A 22787-nucleotide genomic window follows, 5' to 3' on the forward strand; every position below is an offset into this window, starting at 1 on the left:
CAATAACAAAATAAAAAAAGAGTGAATTTTTTTCCACTCTTAAGAAAATGTATTGGTTCTTCTTGCGAAATCATTAAAGCGAAACTTATCCGGACGATGTCTAGAACGGGTAAACTGAAAGATACGGGTATCCGTTAAATAAGTATAAGAATCCACATTGACCACCATATCATACTCTTTAAGATCTAATAATTGCTTATCATTTTCACTTACTTTCTGACAGGTGATTTCCTTATTTGCATAACCGATTTTCAGATTTAATTCCTTCTCGATATAATCATACAAAGAATGCTCGGCAATTTCTTTTGTGATTCCCGGTACAATCGTCGCATTTAAGAAATCTAGATCCAGGATAATACTCTCCCCATCAATTTTTCTTACTCGTTCAATCATCCATAATTTATCTTTATCAGAAAGATTCATTCTGACTTTCATTTTTTCATCAGGTTTGATCAGTTCACAACAGGTCACAATCGTTTCCACACTGCCATGCATCGTAGAAGCCAGCTCTTTAAAACTGATAACACCACTGACAGGAAATTCATAGCGTGTACGATCCAAGACCACAGAACCTTTACGCTTCGTTTTTTGGATATAGCCATTTTGTGATAACAGCTGCAAAGCTTTGCGTATCGTATCCCTTGAACAAGCATATTCCTCCATCAAATCAAATTCTTTCGGTATCGTTTCTCCTACTGGAAATTCCTCCTGTTCGATTCGATTCAATAAAGACTGATATATTTCTTCATATTTTGCAGCCATAACCATCACCTCGTTAAAATTATAACATGTACGTACAATAGTGTATATAGAAACTTATAATAATGAAAACAAAAAGATTGGTTATCCTTTCACGATAATGAAAATAAAAGATTGCTTATCCTTTCACAATATATGTTCCTAATGAATGTACTTAAATTTGAAAAAGAACGCAAATCGCGTTCTTTCTGATTAATGAATTTCAATAATATCTTCTTCCATTGCTTCTACACTCTGTCCAGCTTTTTTCACAGTAATGCTTTGTCCACTTGTGAAAATAACAGGTGTAATTACAGGTTTTCCCTGACTTGCGATAAAGTCTAAATCAACTTCCATCAATAGATCACCTTGTTTAATTTTCTGACCTTCTTTGATGTGACTTGTAAAACCTTCTCCGTTTAACTCTACGGTATCCATACCAATATGAATTAAAATTTCTGTTCCATCTTTTGCTTCAATTCCAATCGCATGTTTGGTAGGAAACGCTGCTTTGATCACACCGCTGACAGGTGCATAGATTTTTCCAACAGTTGGATCAACCGCAAAGCCATCCCCCATCATTCTTTTCGCAAATACTTCGTCTGGAACATTCTCCAAGTTAAGCAATGTACCAGATACAGGACATGCAAATGTCTCTTTTTTTCTACTAAATAATCCCATTATTTATTCGCTCCTTCCACATCTTTTATCTCTAAAAGTATTATAACATTTTTATAAAAGAAAAACTTCCTTTTTCAGGAAGTTCTTTAAAAGATATTAATCTTCATCTAATTTGGAGAAGAATGTCAGTAAATAAATACCGCAGATGCCGACTAGAATATAAATAATTCTTGTGATAATAGAGCCAGCTCCAAATAAGAAAGATACGAGGTTGAAATCGAATAAACCGATTAATCCCCAGTTGATTGCGCCAATGATCGTGATGACCAAAGCAAGACAGTTCCATACTTTCATATCATTACCTCCTGCAAATAGTATGTCTAATAATTCAAGTCTTATACAATTCTCGCATTTTGTATACGTTTTCATAAAATCCATAGAAACCTTTCTGCATATGCGATATAATACTTTTGGGAGTGGATGATATGATAGATTTAGAAACCCCATTGAAGGGAAAAGGATTAAAGATTGTATTTACAGAAGGTAAAGATCTGCGCATGATGAAAGCGGCGGAAAGATTACGTGATAAAAAACTGCTTGTTCCGGTATTATATGGAAACAGAACTGAATTAGAAAAGCTGGCGGATAGCCATCATATTTGTTTAGATGGAATGATGATATTAGATCCTGATGAATTCCAAGATCATGAAGCTATGGAAAATCGCATGCTGGAATTACGTAAAGGTAAAGCGGATCGTGCTACAGTTAAAACATGGATGAAGAAAGATGCTTATTTTTGTACCATGTATGTGGAAATGGGATATGCTGATGGACTATTAGGTGGTTCTACCAACTCTACAGCTGATACTTTACGTCCAATTATGCGTTTGGTAAAAACCAGTCCGGGCAATTCTATTGTTTCCAGTTGTTTTCTTATGTGTAAACAAGAAAAAGAATACATATTTGCGGATTGTTCATTGAATATCAAGCCAAATGTGGATGAGTTGGTAGAAATCACTTTACAGTCTGCGCAAAGTGCGAAAACTTTTGGGATGAAGCCAAGGGTTGCCTTATTGTCCTATTCTACTTATGGTTCTGGCCATGGAGAAGATGTAGATATGGTCAAAGAGGTTGCTACCCGTTTAAAGCGGTTACCACTAGATTATGAGGTAGATGGAGAGTTACAGGTAGATTGTGCACTGAATAAAGATGTTGCGATGTTAAAGGCTCCAGACAGTAAGGTTGGCGGTTGTGCCAATGTATTAATCTTTCCTGATTTAAATGCGGCCAATATCGGTTATAAGCTGGTGGCGAATCTAGGAGGTTATGAAGCCTATGGACCAATTCTTCAAGGGGTGCGTCTTCCAATGAATGATTTATCAAGAAGTGCCACCATTGATGAAATCTATACCATGGCTTTGATTACGGCTATGCAAAAACTAAATTTAAATAGATAAATGGGATGTGTGATTTACACATCCTTTTGTAATAAATGGAATGAAAAATGCTACAACAAACATTAATTTCTATGGTAAAATAATGAAAAAGGAGATTTTTATGCAATTTATAACTCCCTCATTACAATCCAGAATTTTTTCAGCAACTAGTGCCCATATCTATATCCGGCCACATATCCTGCTTCAGCCTTATATTGCGCATTATACCTTGCATATACAAGAAATTGCGAATAAGAATAAAGAGTTGGTTTTAATACCGGATATTGCGGGTTGTATGGTTTTTACGCCTTCATCACATGAATTGGATATACAATTTTGGGGAGCTACAACCAAGACAGTGATTGTGAATAACAATCATCCTCCCCAACGTTTTTTCATTGAATTTAAACCTGGTGGTTCCTTCCCATTCACTGGTATTCCTCAAAAAGAATTGTTAAATCAACAGGTAGACATGCATCAAATACTGCCTGAGTGGAAATACAAGATACAGGAATTTTGGTTTTCTACGACATGTATTTATGACTTTTTAGGGTTGTTAGAGCATTTTTTATTATCAAAACTACATCATAATGAATCACCTAATTTTTTAAATCAGCTATCCATTTGTTTAAGAGAACATAAAGGACTGGATGAAATATGTGCCTTTTCTGATCGTCATCTACATCGTATCTTACAAAATCAGGTAGGTACTGGTATCAAGGTTTATCAGCGTTTGATACGTATGAATCAGGCGTTAGATTTCATACAGAATCCATCCCTGTCATTAACGCAGATTGCATATTTTTGCGGATATTATGATCAATCTCATTTCATCCATGACTTTAAACAGGTATGTGGTGTGACTCCTGGTGTTTATCGTAAACAAATGTCTGATTTTTACAATGAATCCTTTAAATTTTAGGATATGATAAAGATCGATTAGGAGGTGTGGTCATGAGTTGTAGTATGGAGTTTGTACAATATGTATGTGAGCAGTTACAAGGCTGCGGGGATATCACTTATCGTCGTATGTTTGGTGAATTTGGTTTTTATGTGGATGGTGTTTATATTGGTGCTGCTTGTGATAATCAATTGTTTATCAAAGTGACAGATGCTGGTAAAAAAATGATAAAAGATCCTGTTTATGGTGAAATGTATCCAGGCGCAAAGCCATCGTTTCTAATTGAAAATCTTCAGGATAAGGAATTACTGGAAAAACTAGTCCTTGCGACAAGGAATGCTTTAGTGAAAAAGAAAAAAGTCTGAGAATCATTCAATTGTTCTCAGACTTCTTTTATATGATTGCATCTTCCAGCAATCCAACTTCCCATTCAATTTTCTTTTGTACTTCAGCTTTACGTTCATCTTTTACTTTTTCTAGCAGATAGATCAATAAACGTTTTAATTCATCCATTGTAAATTCTTCCTCTAAAAACACATCCATGATCATGTTGCATTCATTATCGTATTCTGGTTTTAGATTGCTGTTCACAAGGACAAATAATTTCTCAGCTGTTCTTTCTAAATTTGCCATATGATGTATTCCTTTCTATTTATGATACCATCCATAGTATTCATCATCTTTTTCTTTTGATATTTCTACATTTTCTGTTTCTTTTTCATACAGATAAAAAACTTCTTCCTGATATAATTCCTGGAAATCCTTCCATGGCAATACATAGTGGGCTGCATCGCTATATACATGTAGTTTTTCATTCTTTATTAGAAATCTTGATATAGAGCCATTACTCATAAAGCACAGGACTCTACCTTCTTGAAGGTATGCTTCTACCTGTTCCCAATTGTTTACTTTTTCCATTGTTTCACCTTCTTGTAAACGTATGTATAAAAAAACATCAAATCAATTGATTTGATGTAATCAACAAGCTGGTGCCGACTAGAGGAATTGAACCCCCAACCTACTGATTACAAGTCAGTTGCTCTACCAATTGAGCTAAGTCGGCATCAAAGCTCTAATATAATAACAAACCTGTTAGAAAAATGCAATACTTTTTTGAACTTTTTTATAAATTTTTAGTATACTTTTTTACATTTAATAATCACACTTCATATCTTATTTTGAAAGTTACTTGACTATGGTAATCATAAATAGTTCGACATCCATAACGTATGGAGGAAAAGGTATAATACTGGAAGTTTAGCGTCAATGGCAGTGTAGCAACACCTACCACTATAGGTAATACATTAATTTATACAATATTGGCGATCCCTTCCCTTGGAACAGTGACCATACAGCTTAAGACAACTATTGTCGGCGTGAGTAGTACTTCTTAGAAATCCTTTATTATATATTCACGAGCGATATGGTTATTTTATGAATTGTAAAGAATATGCAAAGGTATATGCTTACACTTATATTGAATTTAGTAGCAATCTAATTATCTTAAAAGAATGGATTACAGCTGGTATGAAGTATCATGTGCTTTAAAACCTAACATATTACGCAAGCGTGATATAACTATAATACACAAGGATGCCTCAATTTTATAATTTATAATAGAGTAGTACTTTTTTCAATAAGCGTTCAAAGAAATGATATATTACAAAGCCTCTTCTGAAGATGAGATCATAAGTATGTCAAGTGGAGTTGCTTTTCACAGAAATATTAGATAAAGACTGTAATACTCTTATCAATCTAAACGCACAGAATTTTAAAAGGCAGCACATAATGTACATTTAAATATACGAGCTCATAAAGAGCTAGACGGTAGAGGTATAAATGTGATTTGCACAGAAAGGAAATTTAAATCCACTAGCTCATATAGAGCTAGACACATCACACAGGCAGCCATTCGTGCCGGTTACAGTATTTAAATCCACTAGCTCATATAGAGCTAGACGGCTATAACAATGATGCAATCGGAGAACATAAAGTATTTAAATCCACTAGCTCATATAGAGCTAGACCAACCATCTTTGACTAATTGATCAGCAAGTTCTTGAATTTAAATCCACTAGCTCATATAGAGCTAGACTTGAGGATCGTCATTGAGGACTTTTATCCATGACTATTTAAATCCACTAGCTCATATAGAGCTAGACGATTAATGATGAGTATGACAAGTACAATGAGGATGATTTAAATCCACTAGCTCATATAGAGCTAGACTTAAATACTAGTGGATATTTCATCGATCAAATAATTTAAATCCACTAGCTCATATAGAGCTAGACAGCAAGAATGTATTAAATTCAAACCAATGTAACGAATTTTCAAACAATATTTTTTAAAATTAACATCGCTATTTTCAATATGTTACATATCATCCAAAATATAACACATTTTTGCGCGAACCTCCCAGCGATTTCATGGGAGCTTCATATTCGCGTTACTATAAGATCAATACATCATCTAATTTAAAACTAGGTTTTACACCAATATGTTCAACCTTATTTTCATATTGATTACCTAAATAATAAAATCTTAAACTGTCATAATCCTTATCAATAATCTTTTCCAGAATATGTTTAACTTCAAGTGCTTTTACGTTACCCATAAAACATTTAAAAACAGAATTTCGCAATCTATGCTAATAATTCATAAATTCTTTTGCTACTTTCTTAGTCTCGTTTTCCCAGCTTTCGTTTCTGTATTAACATCGTATGTTATCAATACCGGCATATAAAATCACCTCGCTAAGAAGGAAGGATACTCATCCAAATCACCACGTATCGTCCTTGCTAAAAGCAATGCCTGAACATAAGGAATCAATCCCCATTCCACTTTTTCATCTAAAAAAGGATGTTGAATTATTTCTTGTTTCTTTTTTTGCCACGAAGAAAGAACACTTTTTCTTGTATCATCATCCATAATCACAGCACCACTTTCTATTTTATGAAAACCATTTGCACTTACAACTTTTCGATTGGTCAATGATAAAACAAATCGGTCCGCTAAAATGGGGGAAGCATTTTTCTATAGTACATTTCTTCCATATTTATTAACCATACCTGTTTGTTATGATATCTTTTGCTATTTGCTCAACTTTATCAGGATTTTTATGATACTTCTCCTTAACTTGTTGCTATAGCTTACTAAAACTAGATAAGCCTTTACCAGTATCTAAATATCTTAAACAAGCTATCTATATGGTAATTCCATTTATATTTCTGTATTTCAGAAATATCTTCTATTTGACTTATAGCAAGTTCTATTAATAGTTCACTTAATTCTTAAATTTTTCTCTTTTTTCACTATTGCTCAAATCTTTCATTTTGAAATACATATGAACAGATAAATTCACTTCTTTTCTAGTCCAACTTCTTTCTCTATGCTTTGTACTTTTTGTTTCATTATTTTTTCCATCCATACTACATCACAACCTTTCATCACAACTTTCTTTTTTGCATCTTTATGATAAGTTAATTATACCCATATAAATATACATTGTAAATGATAATTAAAATTATATATATTTATTCAGATCCAAATTAATACCATGCCCCTTTTCTCGTATTTCAATACAAGGGAAAGTCTTAGTCAAGGTAGATAAATGGTATGCGAGTACACAAATATGTCATCGCTGTGGATCAAAATAAAAGATGGAATTAAAAGAATGTCACTATATCTGTCCAAAATCGGATATGAAACGATCGAGATGAGAATGCAGCAAAGAACCTAAAAGAAGAAGAAACACGGATACTGTAGTATCTGATAAAAGGTAATAAAAAGAACCGAAGGACGAGCGGGGATAGCTTGCGAATGCTTGAAACGATAGTTTCATCGAACGAGAAGCCCCCACTTCTATGCTTTGCATTAGTGGTGGGAGTACGTCACTAGGTAATCTGTAATTCTCCATGAATACTTTTATATAGATCTTTGATTTTTTTCAAAATATTTGATCATATTCTCTGTTTCCTCATTTTTATCATTGATTTTTTTGTTTAAGATTAGCACAAATGATTTCAAGATCTTTATTCTTTGATTCAAGTACTCTGATGATAGATTTATCTTTCTTGCTGACCAATCAACATGTTTCTAATTAGCATTTTAAAATATATTTCTATTTGCTTTTTTCTTCTTGAATCCAGCACTATTAATTGATATTAGAAATATTTGATATCTGTATACGATCAACATATGAAAAAAATTTGTATGAATTATTTAAAACGAAAACAATGCTTTATTAAATCCTATCGTAATATATCATGAATCTTCTCACGTATTTCAAGTATTCGTTGCTTCTCAAATTCTGGATGATCTTTTAACCATTTTCTATTGAGAGGAGAAGGATGTGGCAATACATATAATGGTTTTTTATGGAAAAAATGATTTTGAAAAACAAGAGTTGTGAAATCTGTGTCAGGAAACACCCATTTTGCTGCATAAGCACCAATGATGATATATAAATCAGGTTCTATCAATTCTAATTCTTTATTTAAGAAACGCTTTGCACATGATATTGGTGGAGGATTATCGCCTGTTCTTTTTGCCTTACCAGGATAGCATCTAGCAATCGATGCGATATAAAAGTTATCAGGATCATAAAATTGTTCCCTTGTTATCTGATACCAATCATTGAGAAGTTTTTTACCACTCGCATCGTTAAATGGCTTTCCTGTTTCCATTACTGTTCTTGAAGGCGCTTGCCCTATCTGAAATATATGTGAATGTTCATTTCCTTGAAAGATAGGATTAGGATCATGTTCAAATATATCTTTACACACTTTACAGCTTAATATATCTTTTTTCAAATTATCTAACTTTTTCATAAGATCACCATATTTAGTATACAAAGATTATTTTATATTATCAAGGAATTGCGCCTTTGCTTTTGAAATGATACTTCATATCTTATAGTGAAAGGAGCTTAAATATGGCAATTATCAATAGAATAGATAACTCAGCATCCATCACATATGGAGGCAATAGCATAAACAGTAATACAGTATCAACATTATTATTACTGGCACCAACAATTACAAAAACTGTGGACAAAGCCACAGCTAATATAGGAGATATTCTGACTTATACAATCACAATTACAAATCTTTCTTTAGCAGCATTACCGACTTTACCTTTCACAGATACAATTGCACAAGGTATGACTTATAATACTGGAAGTTTTAGTGTCAATGGTAGTACAGCAACACCTACAATTACAGGTAATACGCTAACTTATACAATACCGGCAATTCCTTCCCTTGGAACGGCAACTATACAGTTTAAAACAACCGTTGTTGGCGGGAGTAGTACTTCTTAGGAACCCTTTAGGATATATTCGTGAGCAATGTGGTTGTTTTGTGAATTGTAAAGAATATGCAAGGATATATACCTATGCGTCTATTGAATTTAATAACAAGTTAATGAAAAGCAATATCTTAAAAGAATGGATTGCAACTGGTTTGAAGTATCATGTGCTTAAAACCTAACATATACTATTTCGCAAGCGTAAAATAACTATAATAAACAAGAATGACTCAATTTTATAATTCATAATAGAGTATACTTTTTTCAATAAGCGTTCAAAAAAAGATATATTACAAAATATCTTCAGAAGATGAGATAACAAGTATGTCAATTGGAGGTGCTTTTCACAGAAATATTAGAAAAGGACCTTTTTAAGTCATTCATCCGTTATCACCACTGAAATTTATACAAAGCCAAATCCTGAGATTAAACGCAGATTTCTTGAAGAAGCAGCATTAAAAATTGACGTAAAAAAGCTAGTATTCAAAGAAGGAAAAGGAAACACTATTAAAATGGCTGAAAGATAACTTATAAAACATTATGTAAAATACTCTACATAATTCGTCTACATGCAAAACACCATCTTTTAATAGTGCTTCTAATTTTAACAAAGGGGTAATTATCACTTTAATTAATATTAAAAAGTGTATACTATTTTACAAAATTTATTAACATCAATCTACTGAAAGTATATAATTTATATTTTCATATTTTTGACTGTAGATAATAGTTGAACAAAAGAATTTCTAACTTCATTTAAATCTGAGTTTGCTCCCCAACTGATACGCACTGAATTCTCTATTCTTTCAATTGGTAAACCCATTGATACTAAAACATAACTAGGTTTATATGACTTAGAATTGCACGCTGAACCATTTGAAATACCACAATACTGTTTAGTAGAAAGCATTAGTGCTTCTGAAGATATACCGTCAAAGTAAATATTAATTGTGTTTGGCATACAGTATTCGGGATCCCCATTTATTTCATAGTCAATTTCCATAGCTTCTAATTCTTCCATTAAAACTCTCTTTAAATTTCTACATTTTTCTATATTAGTTTTATATTCCAACGACGCAAAAGAACAAGCACTTCCTAATCCATTTACCAAAGCAACTGGAATTGTTCCAGGACGAATACCGTGCTCTTGTTGTCCTCCATACATAATACCTTTTACTGGTGGAAGCTTGTATCGTTTTTTTCTAAGAATCAATGCACCAACCCCTTGTGGTCCCCCAATTTTATGTGCACTCATAGAAAGCATATCGTATTTTATTTGTTTCAATTCATCTACTAATTTACCAAAACTTTGTGTTGCATCTATATGAAAATATACTTCTTTATCTAGAAGATAATCTCCAATCTCTTGGACGGGTTGAATTATACCTGTTTCATTATTGACGTGCATAACACTGACAATTAAAGTATCATCTCGGACATGCATTTTAACATCATTCAATAATATTCTTCCATCATTTCCTGGCTTTAAATAAGAAACTTCAAAACCTTTTTTTTCCAAAGCTTTACATGTTTCTAATATAGCTTTATGTTCAATAGATGTTGTGACTATATGTTTTTTGCCAGTTTTATTTGCATAGTCAATCAAACCTTGTAGAGCTATATTGTTACTTTCTGTTGCCCCACTTGTGAAAAAAACTTCATCTTTGTTAATATTCAGTAAATTAGCAACCTCACTTCTTGCTTTTTCAACAACAAGTCTTGCTTCATCTCCAAAAATATGAGTTCTACTATCCGCATTCCCAACAACATTCTTATACACTTTCATCATTTCATCAAGAACACGCTCATCAATAGGCGTAGTAGAATTAAAATCAAGATAAACCATTCGTTATTACACCTCCAAGGCAAGTTTTAATAAATCATCCAAATTTTTAATAAAATTTGTCCCTGACAAATAGGAAATACCTCTTTCCAAATGCAATTTAAAATACTTAGATACAGTATCATTATCTAGCGGCAACCCTTTAGATTTGCACCATGCAATTATAAGTGCTTCATATAAATCGCTATCTTCGCCTCCGAAGGTAAACCAAGACATTTCTAAATTACTATCTTGTATGATTAGTATATCTGGTGGAATAGAATCTTCTTTTAACGAATAGCATAACGCCCATCTACACAATATATTCCAATTTTTTATACCAGTCTTACCCTTTAAACGAGATAGCTTATCTTTTGATTGATTCGATAGTTTTATTTGTTTAATTATCATGTCCTATCCTCCATAAAATATCCAGAATGTATAGAAGTTGATTTTGTCTCATCATTGTAAACCAATGTAAATTCATCACCGATATTTTCCTTCATCATCATATAATAGTCTGAAGTAATTTCCGAATCCGTAGATAGAATAATTGTTTGCTCACTTGCATTAGGAAAATAACTTTTGATCAAGGTCTCTCTATGATTGGAATCCAATCTTGATAATGGAGTGTCAATTATCACTGGAAGTTTTCTCTTTGAGCATTTTGCCAAAGCCCATAAAAGTGAAATAACCATTAATTGTTTTTCTCCAGCAGATAGTGAAGCTTTTTCAACCTCATCTCCTTCAAAATTTATATATTTCAAATCTAAAGTTTCTTCATTCATGAGAATTTTATCAATAAGAGTTTTCTTGCTAGCTAATAATCTATAACACTCTGTCATTGTATCCGCAACTACTGTCACTTTTCTTTTTTGTAATCGAATTTTATATTCATCTAATATGTTATTTGCAATCTGCGAATACTTAAGTAAGCGGTCAATATCATCATTTAATTCTGCTTTCTGCAAATATGATTCAACTTTCTTTTTAAATTCTGCATTTACTGTTACAAACTTTGCATTCTGATTTTTATATTGTTCTTCTAAAGAATAAATTTTAACTTCCATCTCCGTTATCTCTGCCTCAACTATTTTTATATTTCTATATAATTTTGCCAATGCTTTTTCATCAATATCGACAGACAAATAATTCTCAAGTTGATCTATTTCTCTTCTATTACTATTTTGCATTTTCATGTGCTTTTGAGTAATAGCTATTCTCTCAAAAAGCTCTTTATCCAATAAAGATTGTAGTCTAAATAAAGTGTTATCAGATAAACCATATATCTCGTCTATTTCACCTGATTCAGCGTTATTGCTTATATAATTAATAAAATGACTCGCATTTTCTGAATTATCTGGATATTCCTTCTTATAACTTTTTAGCATATATCTCATTTGATATAAAGTCATAGCCAAAGTCTTTTTTTCTTGTTCCAAAAGTGCTTGCTCTTCTATATCTAAAAGAAGATTTTTGACTAAAACCAATGGTAATTGCGAAGCAGCATCATTTATCAAAAGTTCATTACATTGATTAATTGAAGCAGTTAACGATATTTTCTTTTGATATAAGTCTTCCCTTTGTTTAACAACGTCTCCACCTTTAGCTTTATATTCATTTTTCAATAAATCTAATTTTTTCATTTTTTCATTTAATTTTAGTGTTCTTTCTTTTATCTGTATTTCTAAATCATTTAATTTTTTTGCTATGTCATCTTTATTAGATCTTAGTTTTTGAAGTTCTAAGACACTTTTATCATATGTATTCTTTTTCTCACTTCTAGAGATGATGCGTCCTATATCATTGCTTAATACATCCAATACAGATATTCCTAATAAGGAGCGAATTGAATCTTTCATTTTTACATCCGTATCTTCCACAGCCACCTCAGCTATTTTTTCTCCATCGAAAAAGAAAAAATTAGATAACCTACTAGGCAGTATATTTTCAATAAACATAGACCAATTATCTGTCAAAAAAGAGTTTATAGTTTCATTTTTATATACAGTAATATCTTCTTTAATTCTTTGTCCAAATCCATTCCATGCTCTTTTAATTCGGTATGCTTCTTTTTCTGAAGAATCTAATGAAAAATACAATTCAACAGACGCTTCGTTTGAACCATCTAAAAGATTTATATATGATTTTAAATATTGTCCATAAGACTTAAATTTACTTTCCTGATATGCAAAAGAATTTTGTCCGTATAAAGAAAGCAAAATTGCCTCCAAAAACGTGGTTTTTCCTCGACCATTCATACCCCCTATAAGAACTATAGGTTTACTTGATACAAATTCAAAAACATTCTCACCTGCATACACACCAAAATTATAAAGCTTTAATTCTTTTATTATCATTATTTTGTCACCTCAGTCTGCTCTTCCTCAAACTCTTCTGATTCATCTTTAAATGTAATAAAGAATTTCTCATTATACTTACCACCCATTATTTTCTTTCTTTCAAGCTGTTCTCTATAATACGATGTTGCATCATCTTCATTTGAGTAAAATGTCTTTTTTATACAAGATTCTAAAGAATTTAAAATACCTTTTCTTTCATTAACTGAATTTATACTTGCTTCAGTGTCAATTAAACTATACATCATTTCAAATGACAACTCTTCATTTGGATATAAGTCTGTGCATACCTGTCTTAAGATATCCCATTCATCTTTACTAAAAGACTCATTAGGAATCCATTCTGGATCATCAAATTCCTTTCCTGTTGCTTCTTTATAAATATCCGGTAAGGAATCATCAAATTCATGCTTTTCTTTAACCCAAATACGCCTAATACATCTCAGCTCTGGGATTGTTATTAGTTCTAAATTTGCAAACTCTTCTGGACCATTTTGATTAATATCCAACTGAATTTCAAGTAATTTTTTTAACCATTGTTCTCTAATTTCTTTAAGATACGGCCCATGATGTAATCTTTCATATGTACCAGTTACATAACCTTGCATTTTTCTAAAGCTTCTTCTTGCACGATCATTTTCTTCATCACCAAACATATTTCTAAATTCCAATAATGGTGTCATCCAAGCTTTTTCATCATCGTTCGCAATCATAGCTTCCATTGACTTATCTTTTTCAACCATAGTACAAACCCAACAACCGAATCGACTTTTACCACAACTAGGAAGATCTTTATCAACCATCATTGGACATTCATTATCCTCTGTAGCACTCATATACAATGTTTGTAGCTCATGATTTGACAATCCCCATGGGTTTTTATATTGCATAAGAAAAATCCAAACGTCATCATCCTTCCAATTCTCTAACGGTGAAAAAACAAGTTCATTTGCTAGAGTAGGATTAGGACTTAACAATTCTCTAACCCTGAGTTTTTCATATTTTGCCATAGTTCTTGCACGATTTGTACTTTCTGCTTTTCTTGTTCCTATAACCAAAATAATTTCACCATGTTCTGCAATTTTATTTTTTATAAAATTATTAACAGGTTGAATTTTTAATCGATCCGTACACCATCTAAATTTTTTTCTTGGAAATGGATAACCCCTTCCTATTAAATTAACCCAAAATGTATTATTTGTTTCAGGTGTCAATCTATGTGTAATAAATGGTAAATTTTGCTCATGAGCTGAATCTTGCATTATCTCTAAAGAGTGTTCAACCCATTTAGAAATTACTGGTGATTCAACAAGAGTGTCTGTGTTTATAATATGAATTGGCTTCTTTAACTCTTCAGCTTTCATTTCTTTTATTGATAACCATACCAATTGCAATGTTGCTGTACTATCTTTTCCACCCGAATATCCTATAATCCATGGAATATCGTCTGCTAAATACAGCGTTCTTATAGTTTCTTTGAGATTTTCTATTTCTGCCCTAGTTATTCTAGTCTCATTTAAATTTTCATCTTTCATATTCGTCCTCTATTCTCATCGAACTCTTTTTTTCGATATTTCTTTCATTTTCGGATAGATTAATACCTAGAGATACCTTTATCATATTGGTCATATCCATATCTCTATTATTATAAAAGTAATCACCTAATTTGCCAAATGCTTATATAATTACTGTTTGAAGAACTATACACTTTCTCTTAATTCCTTTTTACTAATATCATTGTTTTGCAACTCTAGCCATGGAATGATGTTATTCGAAACATTTATCCAATATTTAATATAAAAATATCTAAATGTTTTAGCATATTTACATTTTGATAAAATCCTCTTATTAGCTGTATATATAGTGTTTAAAGTAAAGAAAGAAAAGGAGAATTATCCAGTATATCTTTTTCATTCTCAACATACTCGATAAAAAAAGAAACACTTTGTACTATTTTTCTAGTTATAACAGCTAATTCATCTCGAGAATCATATAATTCTGCAATAGAATTTGAATTCTTAACAGCATGTTTATTTAGATCTGTAAAGATTTATTGACTATTTCTTAATTTGAGATCTTTATAAAATACTATAGAAATAATTTCATTGTCTAATTTTGTTTTTTCTAGAAAAGCTCGCTCTATGGTAGCTTTTCTATGCTGTCCATCATTGAGCACGATATTCTGGCATAACAATATTCATTATCATCAGGAAAAAAGCCTTTAAGCATTTTCAAAGGAATCATTACAATATAATATTCTCTATTTGCTTGAATACCTTTAATAACTGGAAATTTTTAACAATAATTCTTTTTCCCTCCCCAAGCTAAAATACACTTAAGTAGTTTTTTACCACTACTTAAGTGTATTTGTTTTTATCAAAAATGTCAATTAATTCTTAATACTTAACATTATATTAGAAGATAAATTTTCTTTTCTAATCCAAGCAATAATCGGATCAGTTAAATCTAATAATGAAGCACTTCTGTCTTTAACTTTTCTTAGAAAATCTACAATCTCTGTATCGAATTCCATTTGTGACAAAATTTCTTTAGCCTTTAACTTTACATCATTAAACACTTCAGAATTGCTCTCATCTGTTGGCCATGACGAGAAGCTATTCATGTATTGCAAAATCCGATTTATTTCCTGTTTTTCATTACTTACTAATTTCAAAATCCCTAGTTCTTCTTTTATTCCTGCTAGATACATATCAGTCTGCGTTTTCCACTCCATTTCTATCCGTTCTTGCAACTTTTTTACTCGATCACGAAATTGTTCCGGTTTAATCACTACCTTTTTTTCAAAAGTATTTTTTGAATACTCAATTAGTTTTTCTAACTCGCTTTCCGTTTTCTCAGAAAAATTTGCATGTTTATATCTGTGGCAAATTACATAGCCTTTAATGATTGGTATAAAATACTTTGCATAAGCATCAAAAAATGTATTATTTCTTCTTACAACATTTTGATATTCATTATCTTTCTTTCTGTTTTGCGATACTTCAGCCATCAATACACGACTTGTATTCAATTTCTCTTGTAACATATTAACCCTCCATCAACTTCATAAATCTCTCAAATTCAGTTTTATTTTGTTCAAATCTAGGATCAACATCATCCGTCCAAACACCACTTCTAGTCAAATTTTCTTTAACTAAATTCATTTCTGAATAAACAGAAGCATTATCTTTGTCTACCAATTCCAAAAAGTTAAGAAACTCTTTTACGATTTTCATAGGATTAGAAGAATATAATATAATCTTTTCCATTACACTCATTCCATTTGTATCAACATTGATGTTCACTAATGATTTCGTAATTTCAGCACTCTTGTTTTTTAATGAAATTGCATCATTTGTTCTTAAAGATATATTTACCCCGTAAGTTTCCGTATCTCTATAAAACTGTATTACTTCATTCAGCAAGTCTTTTATATCTTCAGTCTCTATTTCGGTACCATCTGTGAAACCAAAATAATCCAATGTCCTTCTGTACAATTCTTTTCCTTCTTCTACCTCTTTGGAAACTGCCTTCACTACTTTTGATAATATCTTTTTCAAATAATCTATGGATTCATTTCTCCCATTTATTACATCCGAATCAATTTCATCAATTACAATATCAAATCCCTCATTTTTCAAACTTCTGAACACATTGTCCAAAGAATTATAATTAATTATTTTCCTTTTGGCATTTTTTTCATTACCTTGAATCAGATTAAAATATCTATGTGTTGTATCAATATTTTTTAAAGCTACATCTGATGTGTATATAAAATTCACTAAATCGATCCACTCTTTTGAATGCCCTTCTAATGATGCTTTTTCTCGAGAAATATCATCATTTAATAAAAATTCTGTTTTTAAATCACTTATCTTATTTATCCGGTAATCTCCATTAAGCAGTCCCCTATAAACCTCTGCTATAATAGAACATTTTAAATAGTCTGGATATTTTTGTGTATCGTTATAAGCTTTTACTACATCAACAAATCTATTTTTGTTTCTTTCTAGCCAACTAGTTACAACTCTTATGCTTGATGTTGCACCTTCAAAATCCCATGAGGCATATTCAATATTACCAACTCTTTTTTTTCCAAGATAAAGGCTTTTTCCTATTGCCAATAACAGTTGATATGTTTCGTCATCATCTTTTAATAACACGAGTCCTTTTCCAACTTTTTTATCTTGTCGCTCTATTTCTACTAAGTCATAACTTGACTTTTCGACCATTTGAACAGATACAAGTGGGACTCCTTCTTGTTGCCATGAAATATTTGCGAAAATAAATTTTTTTATTTCATCCCTTACTTGATACGCTTTTGTGAAACTTTTTTTATCATAATGCCACTCAGATAAAATTTTCGTAAAATCTTCAAAAGCTTTATTTACTATTGGTTTTTTAATAGGTTCTAAGATTTCTGAAGAAGGATGAGGTACTTGGATTTCAACAGCCTGTTCTGATGCTTCATCAACACTATCGCTTTCATAAATAACATTATCCATAGAGGTTCCCAGCAATCGTTCTGCAAATGTAGTCAAATCAAATTCTTTAAACACCGCCGTACTAATTCCTCCAATATATCCTTCTCTGCTAGTATCTAGATTACCATCACCCCAATAACCTAAGATAGCAAATATTTTTTTTGTAAAAATATCTTTTTCATCTTCATTTAATTGCATGTTTACAACAGTGTTTTTAACTCTATCAATAACATCAAAGCTTAAATTTGGTTTTTTAGAAAGTAAAAATTTAGGAAATAATTTTTTATCTTGGATTATACTTTCTACTGCTGGCTCTATAATTTTTCTTATTATGTATCTAGGAGTTTTATGCACATCTATTCCATTGTATAGATTTATAATGGCTTTTTTTGTGAATGGATACAAACTTATTTTTTTACCAAGATAAGTATATGAATCCCAGTTTTTCACTTCTGTTTCCTCGTGTACAGGATATTCTTTATCTATAGCACCATCTTGATACCATTTAGTAATTTCTTCTGTATTCAGTGACATCACATTCAAATACTTAGCTACAAATTGAATTAGATCATCTTGAATATTTCCAATAGCCCCATCTTCAATTGTTATCATTGTTGTTATTCGATCCAAGTAATTTGAACGGAATTCTCGGAAATATTCAGTTGTAGTTCCTATAACAGAGGTTAATCGACACATTTTATCTACTTTATTTGACCCTGTATGCTCTACAATTAATGCATCAAGCAAATCTCTATTTATACCTGTGCAAGAAGTTATATCCTCGATTAAAAGTATAAGATTTTTTCCTTGAGAATATAATTCTTGCCTAATTTCTTTAAAAATTTGTTGAAAATCTCCAGGTTCTAAGCCTGCACACGCTTTAATGACAGGTTCAACTTTTGAATTCATATATTCGACTAACTTTTTGGGATTACAGTCTTCATCAGGAAAACTTCCATCATCTTCTGGCAATAGTTTGTTAGCCATCTTTACAGCTCTCTTACTCGCATTATTCTTCAATTTCATGTTGAAATCATAGTCTAGTATGAAATCCTCAACATCAAATAATGCAAGAACATCTTCACCTAATTCGGTATTGCTATCAACGATTTTGCTGTAAATACGCTCTATTGGTCCCCCCGCCATAAGCATTCTTTCCTCAAATTCAGAACTTGATAATAATTCTCTGAAATTTTTCCTATCACTTGAAGACAATATTGATTCATTATCATCTGCAATTTCAACTAAAAACTTATGATAAATTTCAAATTTAAATTTTTGTTCACTTACATTTTGATTAGCTTTCACTAATCTTTCATAGATATCTTTGTTTCGAATATTTTTAACTTCATCAATATTTAAAAACTGTTTAATAGTACCTTTTAATGTATTATCACTTCTACGAATCATTAAAACCACATCATTTTTTGTTTCTTCGGCAGATAGTTTCGCTTCTATCCAACGAATAAAATGAGATTTTCCTGATCCACTTGAACCATCCACAACAATCAGCTGATGTTGATTATATTGAGAAGAATCTTCAAAGTAGTTATTAAATACTTCCTCTTCAGAAATATGCTCTGAAATCGGTGTTCCAGATAAATCGTTTGTCACAGTAATTTTTCTAAATGGTACATGGGTTGATAAAAAATCAGCTTGAGAAGCATTAATTGAATCGACATTCAATACATCTCTAAATCTTGTTAACACAACTTCTTTATTCATGATTTTTTCACTCCTTTATACACGATATGGGTGATTTCATCTGTGAACTCGTGCGTGTTATCACAAAACAATCTCCATTTCTCTCTACTATCAAGGTTCTTTTTTATTACTATTTCTTTTTCATCATGCATTTGTCTCAATGCATTAGACATCGCTAAATTAAATTCTTTCGTATTTATTGCATTTTGTAGAGCTACCGATGCATATTTGTATATTCTCTCAACAAATTCCTTTATAGAATACTCTTTATTTTTTTCTAGATTTGCCATTATGCAAAAGTCTTTTAATGCCACATGCATATTTGGTAAAAAAAACATCGCTACTCCTTCTTGAATATAACCAAATCCTAAAAACGAGACCCAAAACCTACTGCCAAGCATCATCTGTTCACTAACCAATGATATATTTTCTTTTTCTTGAATTTCTCGTCTTATATTTGCATCTGTTAAAGTTTTATATTTCAACCACGTAGCATTGGATTCCAAGAAACATTTTACAATTTTATAAAAATTTGTATCTTGGTTACAAAATACAATTGAATTACAATACATTCGAAATGTATCATAATTTTTCAATATCTTCTTATCGCCGATAAATCTTAATTTATCATTTTCTTTCTCTATCAATTTAAGTTCTTGAATGCATACTTCTCTAATAATTGGATAATACGATGTTGAGCTATGATTTAATCCTTTAGGTTCCATTCTTTCTCTTACAACAGAATCGTCTACTTCCGATTTTGATACCATCTTACACAATTCAAATACCCTTTCAGGTATTGGTTCCGTTTTAATATTGTTATCAAACATTTTTTCATCTCCATCCGTTTTACAATTGCTTATAGTGCTGAATAACAGATAATTCTGATAATCTTTTATTTTTATTTATAATAAATGGATCATCAGCAGCAAATAATATAAACCTCATATTCTCATCATTAATACATTTTTCAATTATATTTATCAATCTATTTTGTAAAGATATTTCTACTGGAAAATATATCCCAATAACACCTGACATATAGTATCTATTTAATGAAATCAATTCTAAAAACTCTCTATAGTTACATGTAAACAAGGTTGAAAAGTTATTCTCTAATTTTTTTGTAGACTCTATTATCCTTTCTAACATATACTCATCCGAGACAAAAGTATTAATTCCCAAATCTATGATGTTTAGAATTTCATATTCATACGCCTTACTGACTAACAACATGCATTTGGTACCAAGCATATAACTATTAATATCTAAACTTATTGAAGATAACGGTCCTGTAATATCAGCTTTTAATGTTTTCGAATCTTCAAAGTTAATAACATCCATATGTTCATTGCAGCCAGCACAGTATTCATCTGTTTTTCTATATATCTTTGTAAACATATCGGACCAACAACATTTTCCAACTTTTTTCAAGTTATTTCTCATTAAAGTGAATTCGCGCTCAGTGTTCTTCCACTCATTATTTCTAGCATTATCTATAACAGAAAATGTCTCATCATTTTTTGCTAAAAGTTTACGTTCAAGAATCGTAATATAAAACACATATTTTTGATTTACATACTGTATATCATCAATCGTTATAAAGCCATTACGTCTCAAAAACAAAATTACATATACATTCCAGTTTATATCCTGACTACTTATTGAATCAATAAATTCTTCGTTAGAATTATATTTTGGCTTTACATAAGTATCTATTAAATATTGTGAATTATGAAGGGGTTGTGTTTTATTACTTAAAAGCATGCTAAACCATCTTCCTATTAATTTTTCAGTAGTAATTACTTTACTTACAAAATTAAATGCAGAATCAACATCTTGGTTTGTATAGATGATTGTGCTTAAGCAAGGCAATCCATCTCTGCCACCTCTTCCAGCTTCTTGATAATATTTATTTGGATTTTCAGGAATATAAGTATGTAAAACAGTTCTAACATCTTTTTTATCAACTCCGACTCCGAATGCACATGTAGCAATCATCAAATCGAAATCCCCATTTTTCCATTCTTCGATTATCTGAAGTCTTTCTTCGTTCTTGGTTATACCTGTAAAAGTTTTCGCGTTATTGTAACCACGATTCTCCAAATTTTTTTTGAGATTTACAGCATCATCCGGAGACTTGACATATACAATCATAGGTCTTGGTAAATAATCTATCGCACTATAAATTTTATTTAATTTTTCACCATAGTTATCACACTTTATGACATCAAATCTTGTTTCATGTCGCAACCTTTCACAGCGTATTTCAATCCATTTATCCATAGTTGAATAAAACATTTTCAACTGTCTTATTGTTGTATCACTATATGTAGCTGAAAGCAAAAATGTTCTCAGTTCACTATTTACATTAATAAAATTCTTTCTTAATGCATCCAAACATTGAAAATCAATTCTAAACGAGGAACCCCACTCAATTATTATATGTGCTTCATCAATAACAATATTTTTTAAATAATGATTACAATTTGCCTCTTCGATTTTCTCTCTTAAAACTTTATTTTTTATCAAGCTCTCCGGAGACACAAACAAAAGTCTAGCAGTTTTATTCTTTAATGCAGTACAAAACTTCTCTAAAGAAACGTTACTGTAATAATAAAAAATTTCATTATCGACTTCTGACTTAATAATTTCTCTAGCATTATTATATTGATCTAGCATTAAAGAAATAGTAGGGACTATTACAATGGTTAATCCCACATTTTGATACGCTATAGTTTGTGTAATTAAGCTTTTTCCACCTCCAGTAGTCATTGAAACCAAACAAGAATAACCATTGGGGACTCTTAAAGAACCCATTACTGCTAATTTTTGTTCGTTACTTTTGAAATATTCAAAACCTGTTATTTTTCTAATGAATCCATTTGTATGTAAAGAATGTATCAAATCTTGTTCTTCTTCCACATAGTTTTGCATATATAGCTGTTTCACAAATGTACTATTAAAAAACGAAGGAATAGTTAAGTTTGCCCATATTTTCCCCAAGTCACTATCATAATGTAACCCTAATTCTTCAAATTTTGATGAGGGCTCGTAATTTGGAATGTTTATTGTTGTTTTTACTATCGATAAATAATTACGTAAAGAACATTCAAAATCTACTTTATAGAGGGGGGGTTCTTGTAAATTAAACCAAGTTTTTAAAAGTCTCTTTGCTGAATTATATACATATTCTTCTCTAGGATTATTAAAACAGCTCGAATCAACAAAACTAGTTAAATGGTTGCTTTTTATAGTATTTTCTACGAATTCGTGAATTTCTTTATCCTTCATTGATTAACCTCACATAACAAGCGGAATCCAATACCAATCTTGGATTAGAAAAGCATTTGAAAATTAAACTGTACCCTGTAAAACGGACACTAGAAAAAAACCAATTGCTAGTACCTC

The 22787-nt window shown here is 31.1% G+C and carries 22 protein-coding genes, 1 tRNA gene, 1 pseudogene and 1 CRISPR repeat array; of the genes and pseudogenes, 5 read left to right on the forward strand and 19 right to left on the reverse strand.

The window, feature by feature from the left end; translation table 11 throughout:
• Positions 1-39: 39 nt before the first annotated feature.
• The 3 genes from treR to DW114_RS12715 all read right to left on the reverse strand — a co-directional run bounded on the left by treR (position 40) and on the right by DW114_RS12715 (position 1713).
• Positions 40-762 carry a trehalose operon repressor gene (treR, locus tag DW114_RS12705; RefSeq protein ID WP_117454135.1) on the reverse strand — a complete coding sequence of 241 codons (723 nt, stop codon included), beginning with the start codon at positions 760-762 and terminating at the stop codon, positions 40-42.
• Between the two features lie 189 nt (positions 763-951).
• Entirely contained in the window at positions 952-1419 is a 468-nt protein-coding gene (locus DW114_RS12710) for a PTS sugar transporter subunit IIA (protein ID WP_207732774.1), read from the reverse strand.
• Positions 1420-1515: 96 nt separating this feature from the next.
• Positions 1516-1713, reverse strand: coding sequence for a DUF378 domain-containing protein (locus tag DW114_RS12715; protein ID WP_117454137.1), 198 nt, complete (start codon positions 1711-1713; stop codon positions 1516-1518).
• 131 nt (positions 1714-1844) lie between these two features.
• Between DW114_RS12715 and pta the strand changes: the two genes are divergently transcribed.
• From pta to DW114_RS12730, 3 genes are all read left to right on the forward strand, one after another.
• Positions 1845-2816 carry a phosphate acetyltransferase gene (gene pta, locus DW114_RS12720; protein ID WP_117454138.1) on the forward strand — a complete coding sequence of 324 codons (972 nt, stop codon included), beginning with the start codon at positions 1845-1847 and terminating at the stop codon, positions 2814-2816.
• Between the two features lie 100 nt (positions 2817-2916).
• Positions 2917-3717 carry a helix-turn-helix domain-containing protein gene (locus tag DW114_RS12725; protein ID WP_158552263.1) on the forward strand — a complete coding sequence of 267 codons (801 nt, stop codon included), beginning with the start codon at positions 2917-2919 and terminating at the stop codon, positions 3715-3717.
• A 32-nt stretch (positions 3718-3749) separates the two neighbouring features.
• Positions 3750-4061: a TfoX/Sxy family protein gene (locus DW114_RS12730; protein WP_117454140.1), complete on the forward strand. Its 312-nt coding sequence runs from the start codon at positions 3750-3752 to the stop codon at positions 4059-4061.
• 28 nt (positions 4062-4089) lie between these two features.
• Here the strand turns inward: DW114_RS12730 and DW114_RS12735 are convergent, their stop codons facing one another.
• From DW114_RS12735 to DW114_RS12760, 7 genes are all read right to left on the reverse strand, one after another.
• A complete protein-coding gene (locus DW114_RS12735) occupies positions 4090-4329 on the reverse strand; it encodes a hypothetical protein (protein WP_117454141.1) in 240 nt (79 codons plus the stop codon).
• Between the two features lie 15 nt (positions 4330-4344).
• Positions 4345-4614, reverse strand: a complete 270-nt coding sequence (locus DW114_RS12740; protein ID WP_117454142.1) for a hypothetical protein — start codon at positions 4612-4614, stop codon at positions 4345-4347.
• A gap of 69 nt (positions 4615-4683) precedes the next feature.
• Positions 4684-4759: transfer RNA gene (locus tag DW114_RS12745), tRNA-Thr, on the reverse strand.
• Between the two features lie 731 nt (positions 4760-5490).
• Positions 5491-5990: direct repeats of the CRISPR family, unit length 32 nt; unit sequence ATTTAAATCCACTAGCTCATATAGAGCTAGAC.
• 158 nt (positions 5991-6148) lie between these two features.
• The gene (locus DW114_RS21705) at positions 6149-6313 is read right to left on the reverse strand and encodes a CRISPR-associated endonuclease Cas2 (protein ID WP_233509535.1); all 165 of its coding nucleotides are present in this window, start codon (positions 6311-6313) and stop codon (positions 6149-6151) included.
• 131 nt (positions 6314-6444) lie between these two features.
• On the reverse strand, positions 6445-6717 hold the full coding sequence (locus DW114_RS12755) for a CRISPR-associated endonuclease Cas1 (RefSeq protein WP_117454143.1): 273 nt from the start codon (positions 6715-6717) through the stop codon (positions 6445-6447).
• Between the two features lie 265 nt (positions 6718-6982).
• A complete protein-coding gene (locus tag DW114_RS21290; RefSeq protein WP_158552264.1) occupies positions 6983-7126 on the reverse strand; it encodes a hypothetical protein in 144 nt (47 codons plus the stop codon).
• 823 nt (positions 7127-7949) lie between these two features.
• A complete protein-coding gene (locus DW114_RS12760) occupies positions 7950-8528 on the reverse strand; it encodes a uracil-DNA glycosylase family protein (RefSeq protein ID WP_117454144.1) in 579 nt (192 codons plus the stop codon).
• Between the two features lie 104 nt (positions 8529-8632).
• Here DW114_RS12760 and DW114_RS12765 point away from each other — a divergent pair, with 104 nt between their 5' ends.
• The gene (locus DW114_RS12765) at positions 8633-9019 is read left to right on the forward strand and encodes a DUF11 domain-containing protein (RefSeq protein ID WP_117454145.1); all 387 of its coding nucleotides are present in this window, start codon (positions 8633-8635) and stop codon (positions 9017-9019) included.
• Positions 9020-9059: 40 nt separating this feature from the next.
• Positions 9060-9188, forward strand: a complete 129-nt coding sequence (locus tag DW114_RS22005) for a hypothetical protein (protein WP_255411904.1) — start codon at positions 9060-9062, stop codon at positions 9186-9188.
• A gap of 515 nt (positions 9189-9703) precedes the next feature.
• Here DW114_RS22005 and DW114_RS12770 read toward each other — a convergent pair.
• The 9 genes and pseudogenes from DW114_RS12770 to DW114_RS12815 form a co-directional block, all read right to left on the reverse strand.
• A complete protein-coding gene (locus tag DW114_RS12770) occupies positions 9704-10852 on the reverse strand; it encodes a cysteine desulfurase family protein (protein WP_117454146.1) in 1149 nt (382 codons plus the stop codon).
• A 6-nt stretch (positions 10853-10858) separates the two neighbouring features.
• Positions 10859-11239 carry a DNA sulfur modification protein DndE gene (gene dndE / locus DW114_RS12775; protein WP_117454147.1) on the reverse strand — a complete coding sequence of 127 codons (381 nt, stop codon included), beginning with the start codon at positions 11237-11239 and terminating at the stop codon, positions 10859-10861.
• Entirely contained in the window at positions 11236-13188 is a 1953-nt protein-coding gene (gene dndD, locus DW114_RS12780) for a DNA sulfur modification protein DndD (protein ID WP_117454148.1), read from the reverse strand. Before dndD ends, dndE begins: the two co-directional genes overlap by 4 nt.
• Positions 13188-14723, reverse strand: coding sequence for a DNA phosphorothioation system sulfurtransferase DndC (gene dndC, locus DW114_RS12785; RefSeq protein WP_117454149.1), 1536 nt, complete (start codon positions 14721-14723; stop codon positions 13188-13190). Before dndC ends, dndD begins: the two co-directional genes overlap by 1 nt.
• A gap of 332 nt (positions 14724-15055) precedes the next feature.
• Positions 15056-15364 (reverse strand): annotated as a pseudogene (locus DW114_RS22195) (DNA sulfur modification protein DndB).
• 213 nt (positions 15365-15577) lie between these two features.
• Positions 15578-16234 (reverse strand): hypothetical protein, encoded by a 657-nt coding sequence (locus DW114_RS12800; protein WP_117454151.1) that lies wholly within the window; start codon positions 16232-16234, stop codon positions 15578-15580.
• A 1-nt stretch (position 16235) separates the two neighbouring features.
• Entirely contained in the window at positions 16236-19397 is a 3162-nt protein-coding gene (locus DW114_RS12805) for a hypothetical protein (RefSeq protein WP_117454152.1), read from the reverse strand.
• Positions 19394-20206, reverse strand: coding sequence for a hypothetical protein (locus tag DW114_RS12810; protein WP_117454153.1), 813 nt, complete (start codon positions 20204-20206; stop codon positions 19394-19396). Before DW114_RS12810 ends, DW114_RS12805 begins: the two co-directional genes overlap by 4 nt.
• Positions 20207-20225: 19 nt before the next feature.
• Complete coding sequence (locus DW114_RS12815; protein ID WP_117454154.1) at positions 20226-22670, reverse strand: DEAD/DEAH box helicase; 2445 nt, start codon at positions 22668-22670, stop codon at positions 20226-20228.
• Positions 22671-22787 lie beyond the last annotated feature (117 nt).

It is taken from the genome of Absiella sp. AM09-50 (genome assembly GCF_003433845.1).
Classification (GTDB): Bacteria; Bacillota_I; Bacilli_A; order Erysipelotrichales; family Erysipelotrichaceae; genus Hoskinsella; species Hoskinsella hominis.

Coding starts and splice junctions, on each gene's coding strand:
- DW114_RS12735 (WP_117454141.1), bottom strand. CDS start 4,329: ATGGCAAATTTAGAAAGAACAGCTGAGAAATTATTTGTCCTTGTGAAC.
- DW114_RS12730 (WP_117454140.1), top strand. CDS start 3,750: ATGAGTTGTAGTATGGAGTTTGTACAATATGTATGTGAGCAGTTACAA.
- DW114_RS12815 (WP_117454154.1), bottom strand. CDS start 22,670: ATGAAGGATAAAGAAATTCACGAATTCGTAGAAAATACTATAAAAAGC.
- DW114_RS12800 (WP_117454151.1), bottom strand. CDS start 16,234: ATGTTACAAGAGAAATTGAATACAAGTCGTGTATTGATGGCTGAAGTA.
- DW114_RS12810 (WP_117454153.1), bottom strand. CDS start 20,206: ATGTTTGATAACAATATTAAAACGGAACCAATACCTGAAAGGGTATTT.
- dndC (WP_117454149.1), bottom strand. CDS start 14,723: ATGAAAGATGAAAATTTAAATGAGACTAGAATAACTAGGGCAGAAATA.
- DW114_RS21705 (WP_233509535.1), bottom strand. CDS start 6,313: ATGGGTAACGTAAAAGCACTTGAAGTTAAACATATTCTGGAAAAGATT.
- DW114_RS12770 (WP_117454146.1), bottom strand. CDS start 10,852: ATGGTTTATCTTGATTTTAATTCTACTACGCCTATTGATGAGCGTGTT.
- DW114_RS12740 (WP_117454142.1), bottom strand. CDS start 4,614: ATGGAAAAAGTAAACAATTGGGAACAGGTAGAAGCATACCTTCAAGAA.
- pta (WP_117454138.1), top strand. CDS start 1,845: ATGATAGATTTAGAAACCCCATTGAAGGGAAAAGGATTAAAGATTGTA.
- DW114_RS12715 (WP_117454137.1), bottom strand. CDS start 1,713: ATGAAAGTATGGAACTGTCTTGCTTTGGTCATCACGATCATTGGCGCA.
- treR (WP_117454135.1), bottom strand. CDS start 762: ATGGCTGCAAAATATGAAGAAATATATCAGTCTTTATTGAATCGAATC.
- DW114_RS12725 (WP_158552263.1), top strand. CDS start 2,917: ATGCAATTTATAACTCCCTCATTACAATCCAGAATTTTTTCAGCAACT.
- DW114_RS12805 (WP_117454152.1), bottom strand. CDS start 19,397: ATGAATAAAGAAGTTGTGTTAACAAGATTTAGAGATGTATTGAATGTC.
- dndD (WP_117454148.1), bottom strand. CDS start 13,188: ATGATAATAAAAGAATTAAAGCTTTATAATTTTGGTGTGTATGCAGGT.
- DW114_RS21290 (WP_158552264.1), bottom strand. CDS start 7,126: ATGGATGGAAAAAATAATGAAACAAAAAGTACAAAGCATAGAGAAAGA.
- DW114_RS12710 (WP_207732774.1), bottom strand. CDS start 1,419: ATGGGATTATTTAGTAGAAAAAAAGAGACATTTGCATGTCCTGTATCT.
- dndE (WP_117454147.1), bottom strand. CDS start 11,239: ATGATAATTAAACAAATAAAACTATCGAATCAATCAAAAGATAAGCTA.
- DW114_RS12760 (WP_117454144.1), bottom strand. CDS start 8,528: ATGAAAAAGTTAGATAATTTGAAAAAAGATATATTAAGCTGTAAAGTG.
- DW114_RS12765 (WP_117454145.1), top strand. CDS start 8,633: ATGGCAATTATCAATAGAATAGATAACTCAGCATCCATCACATATGGA.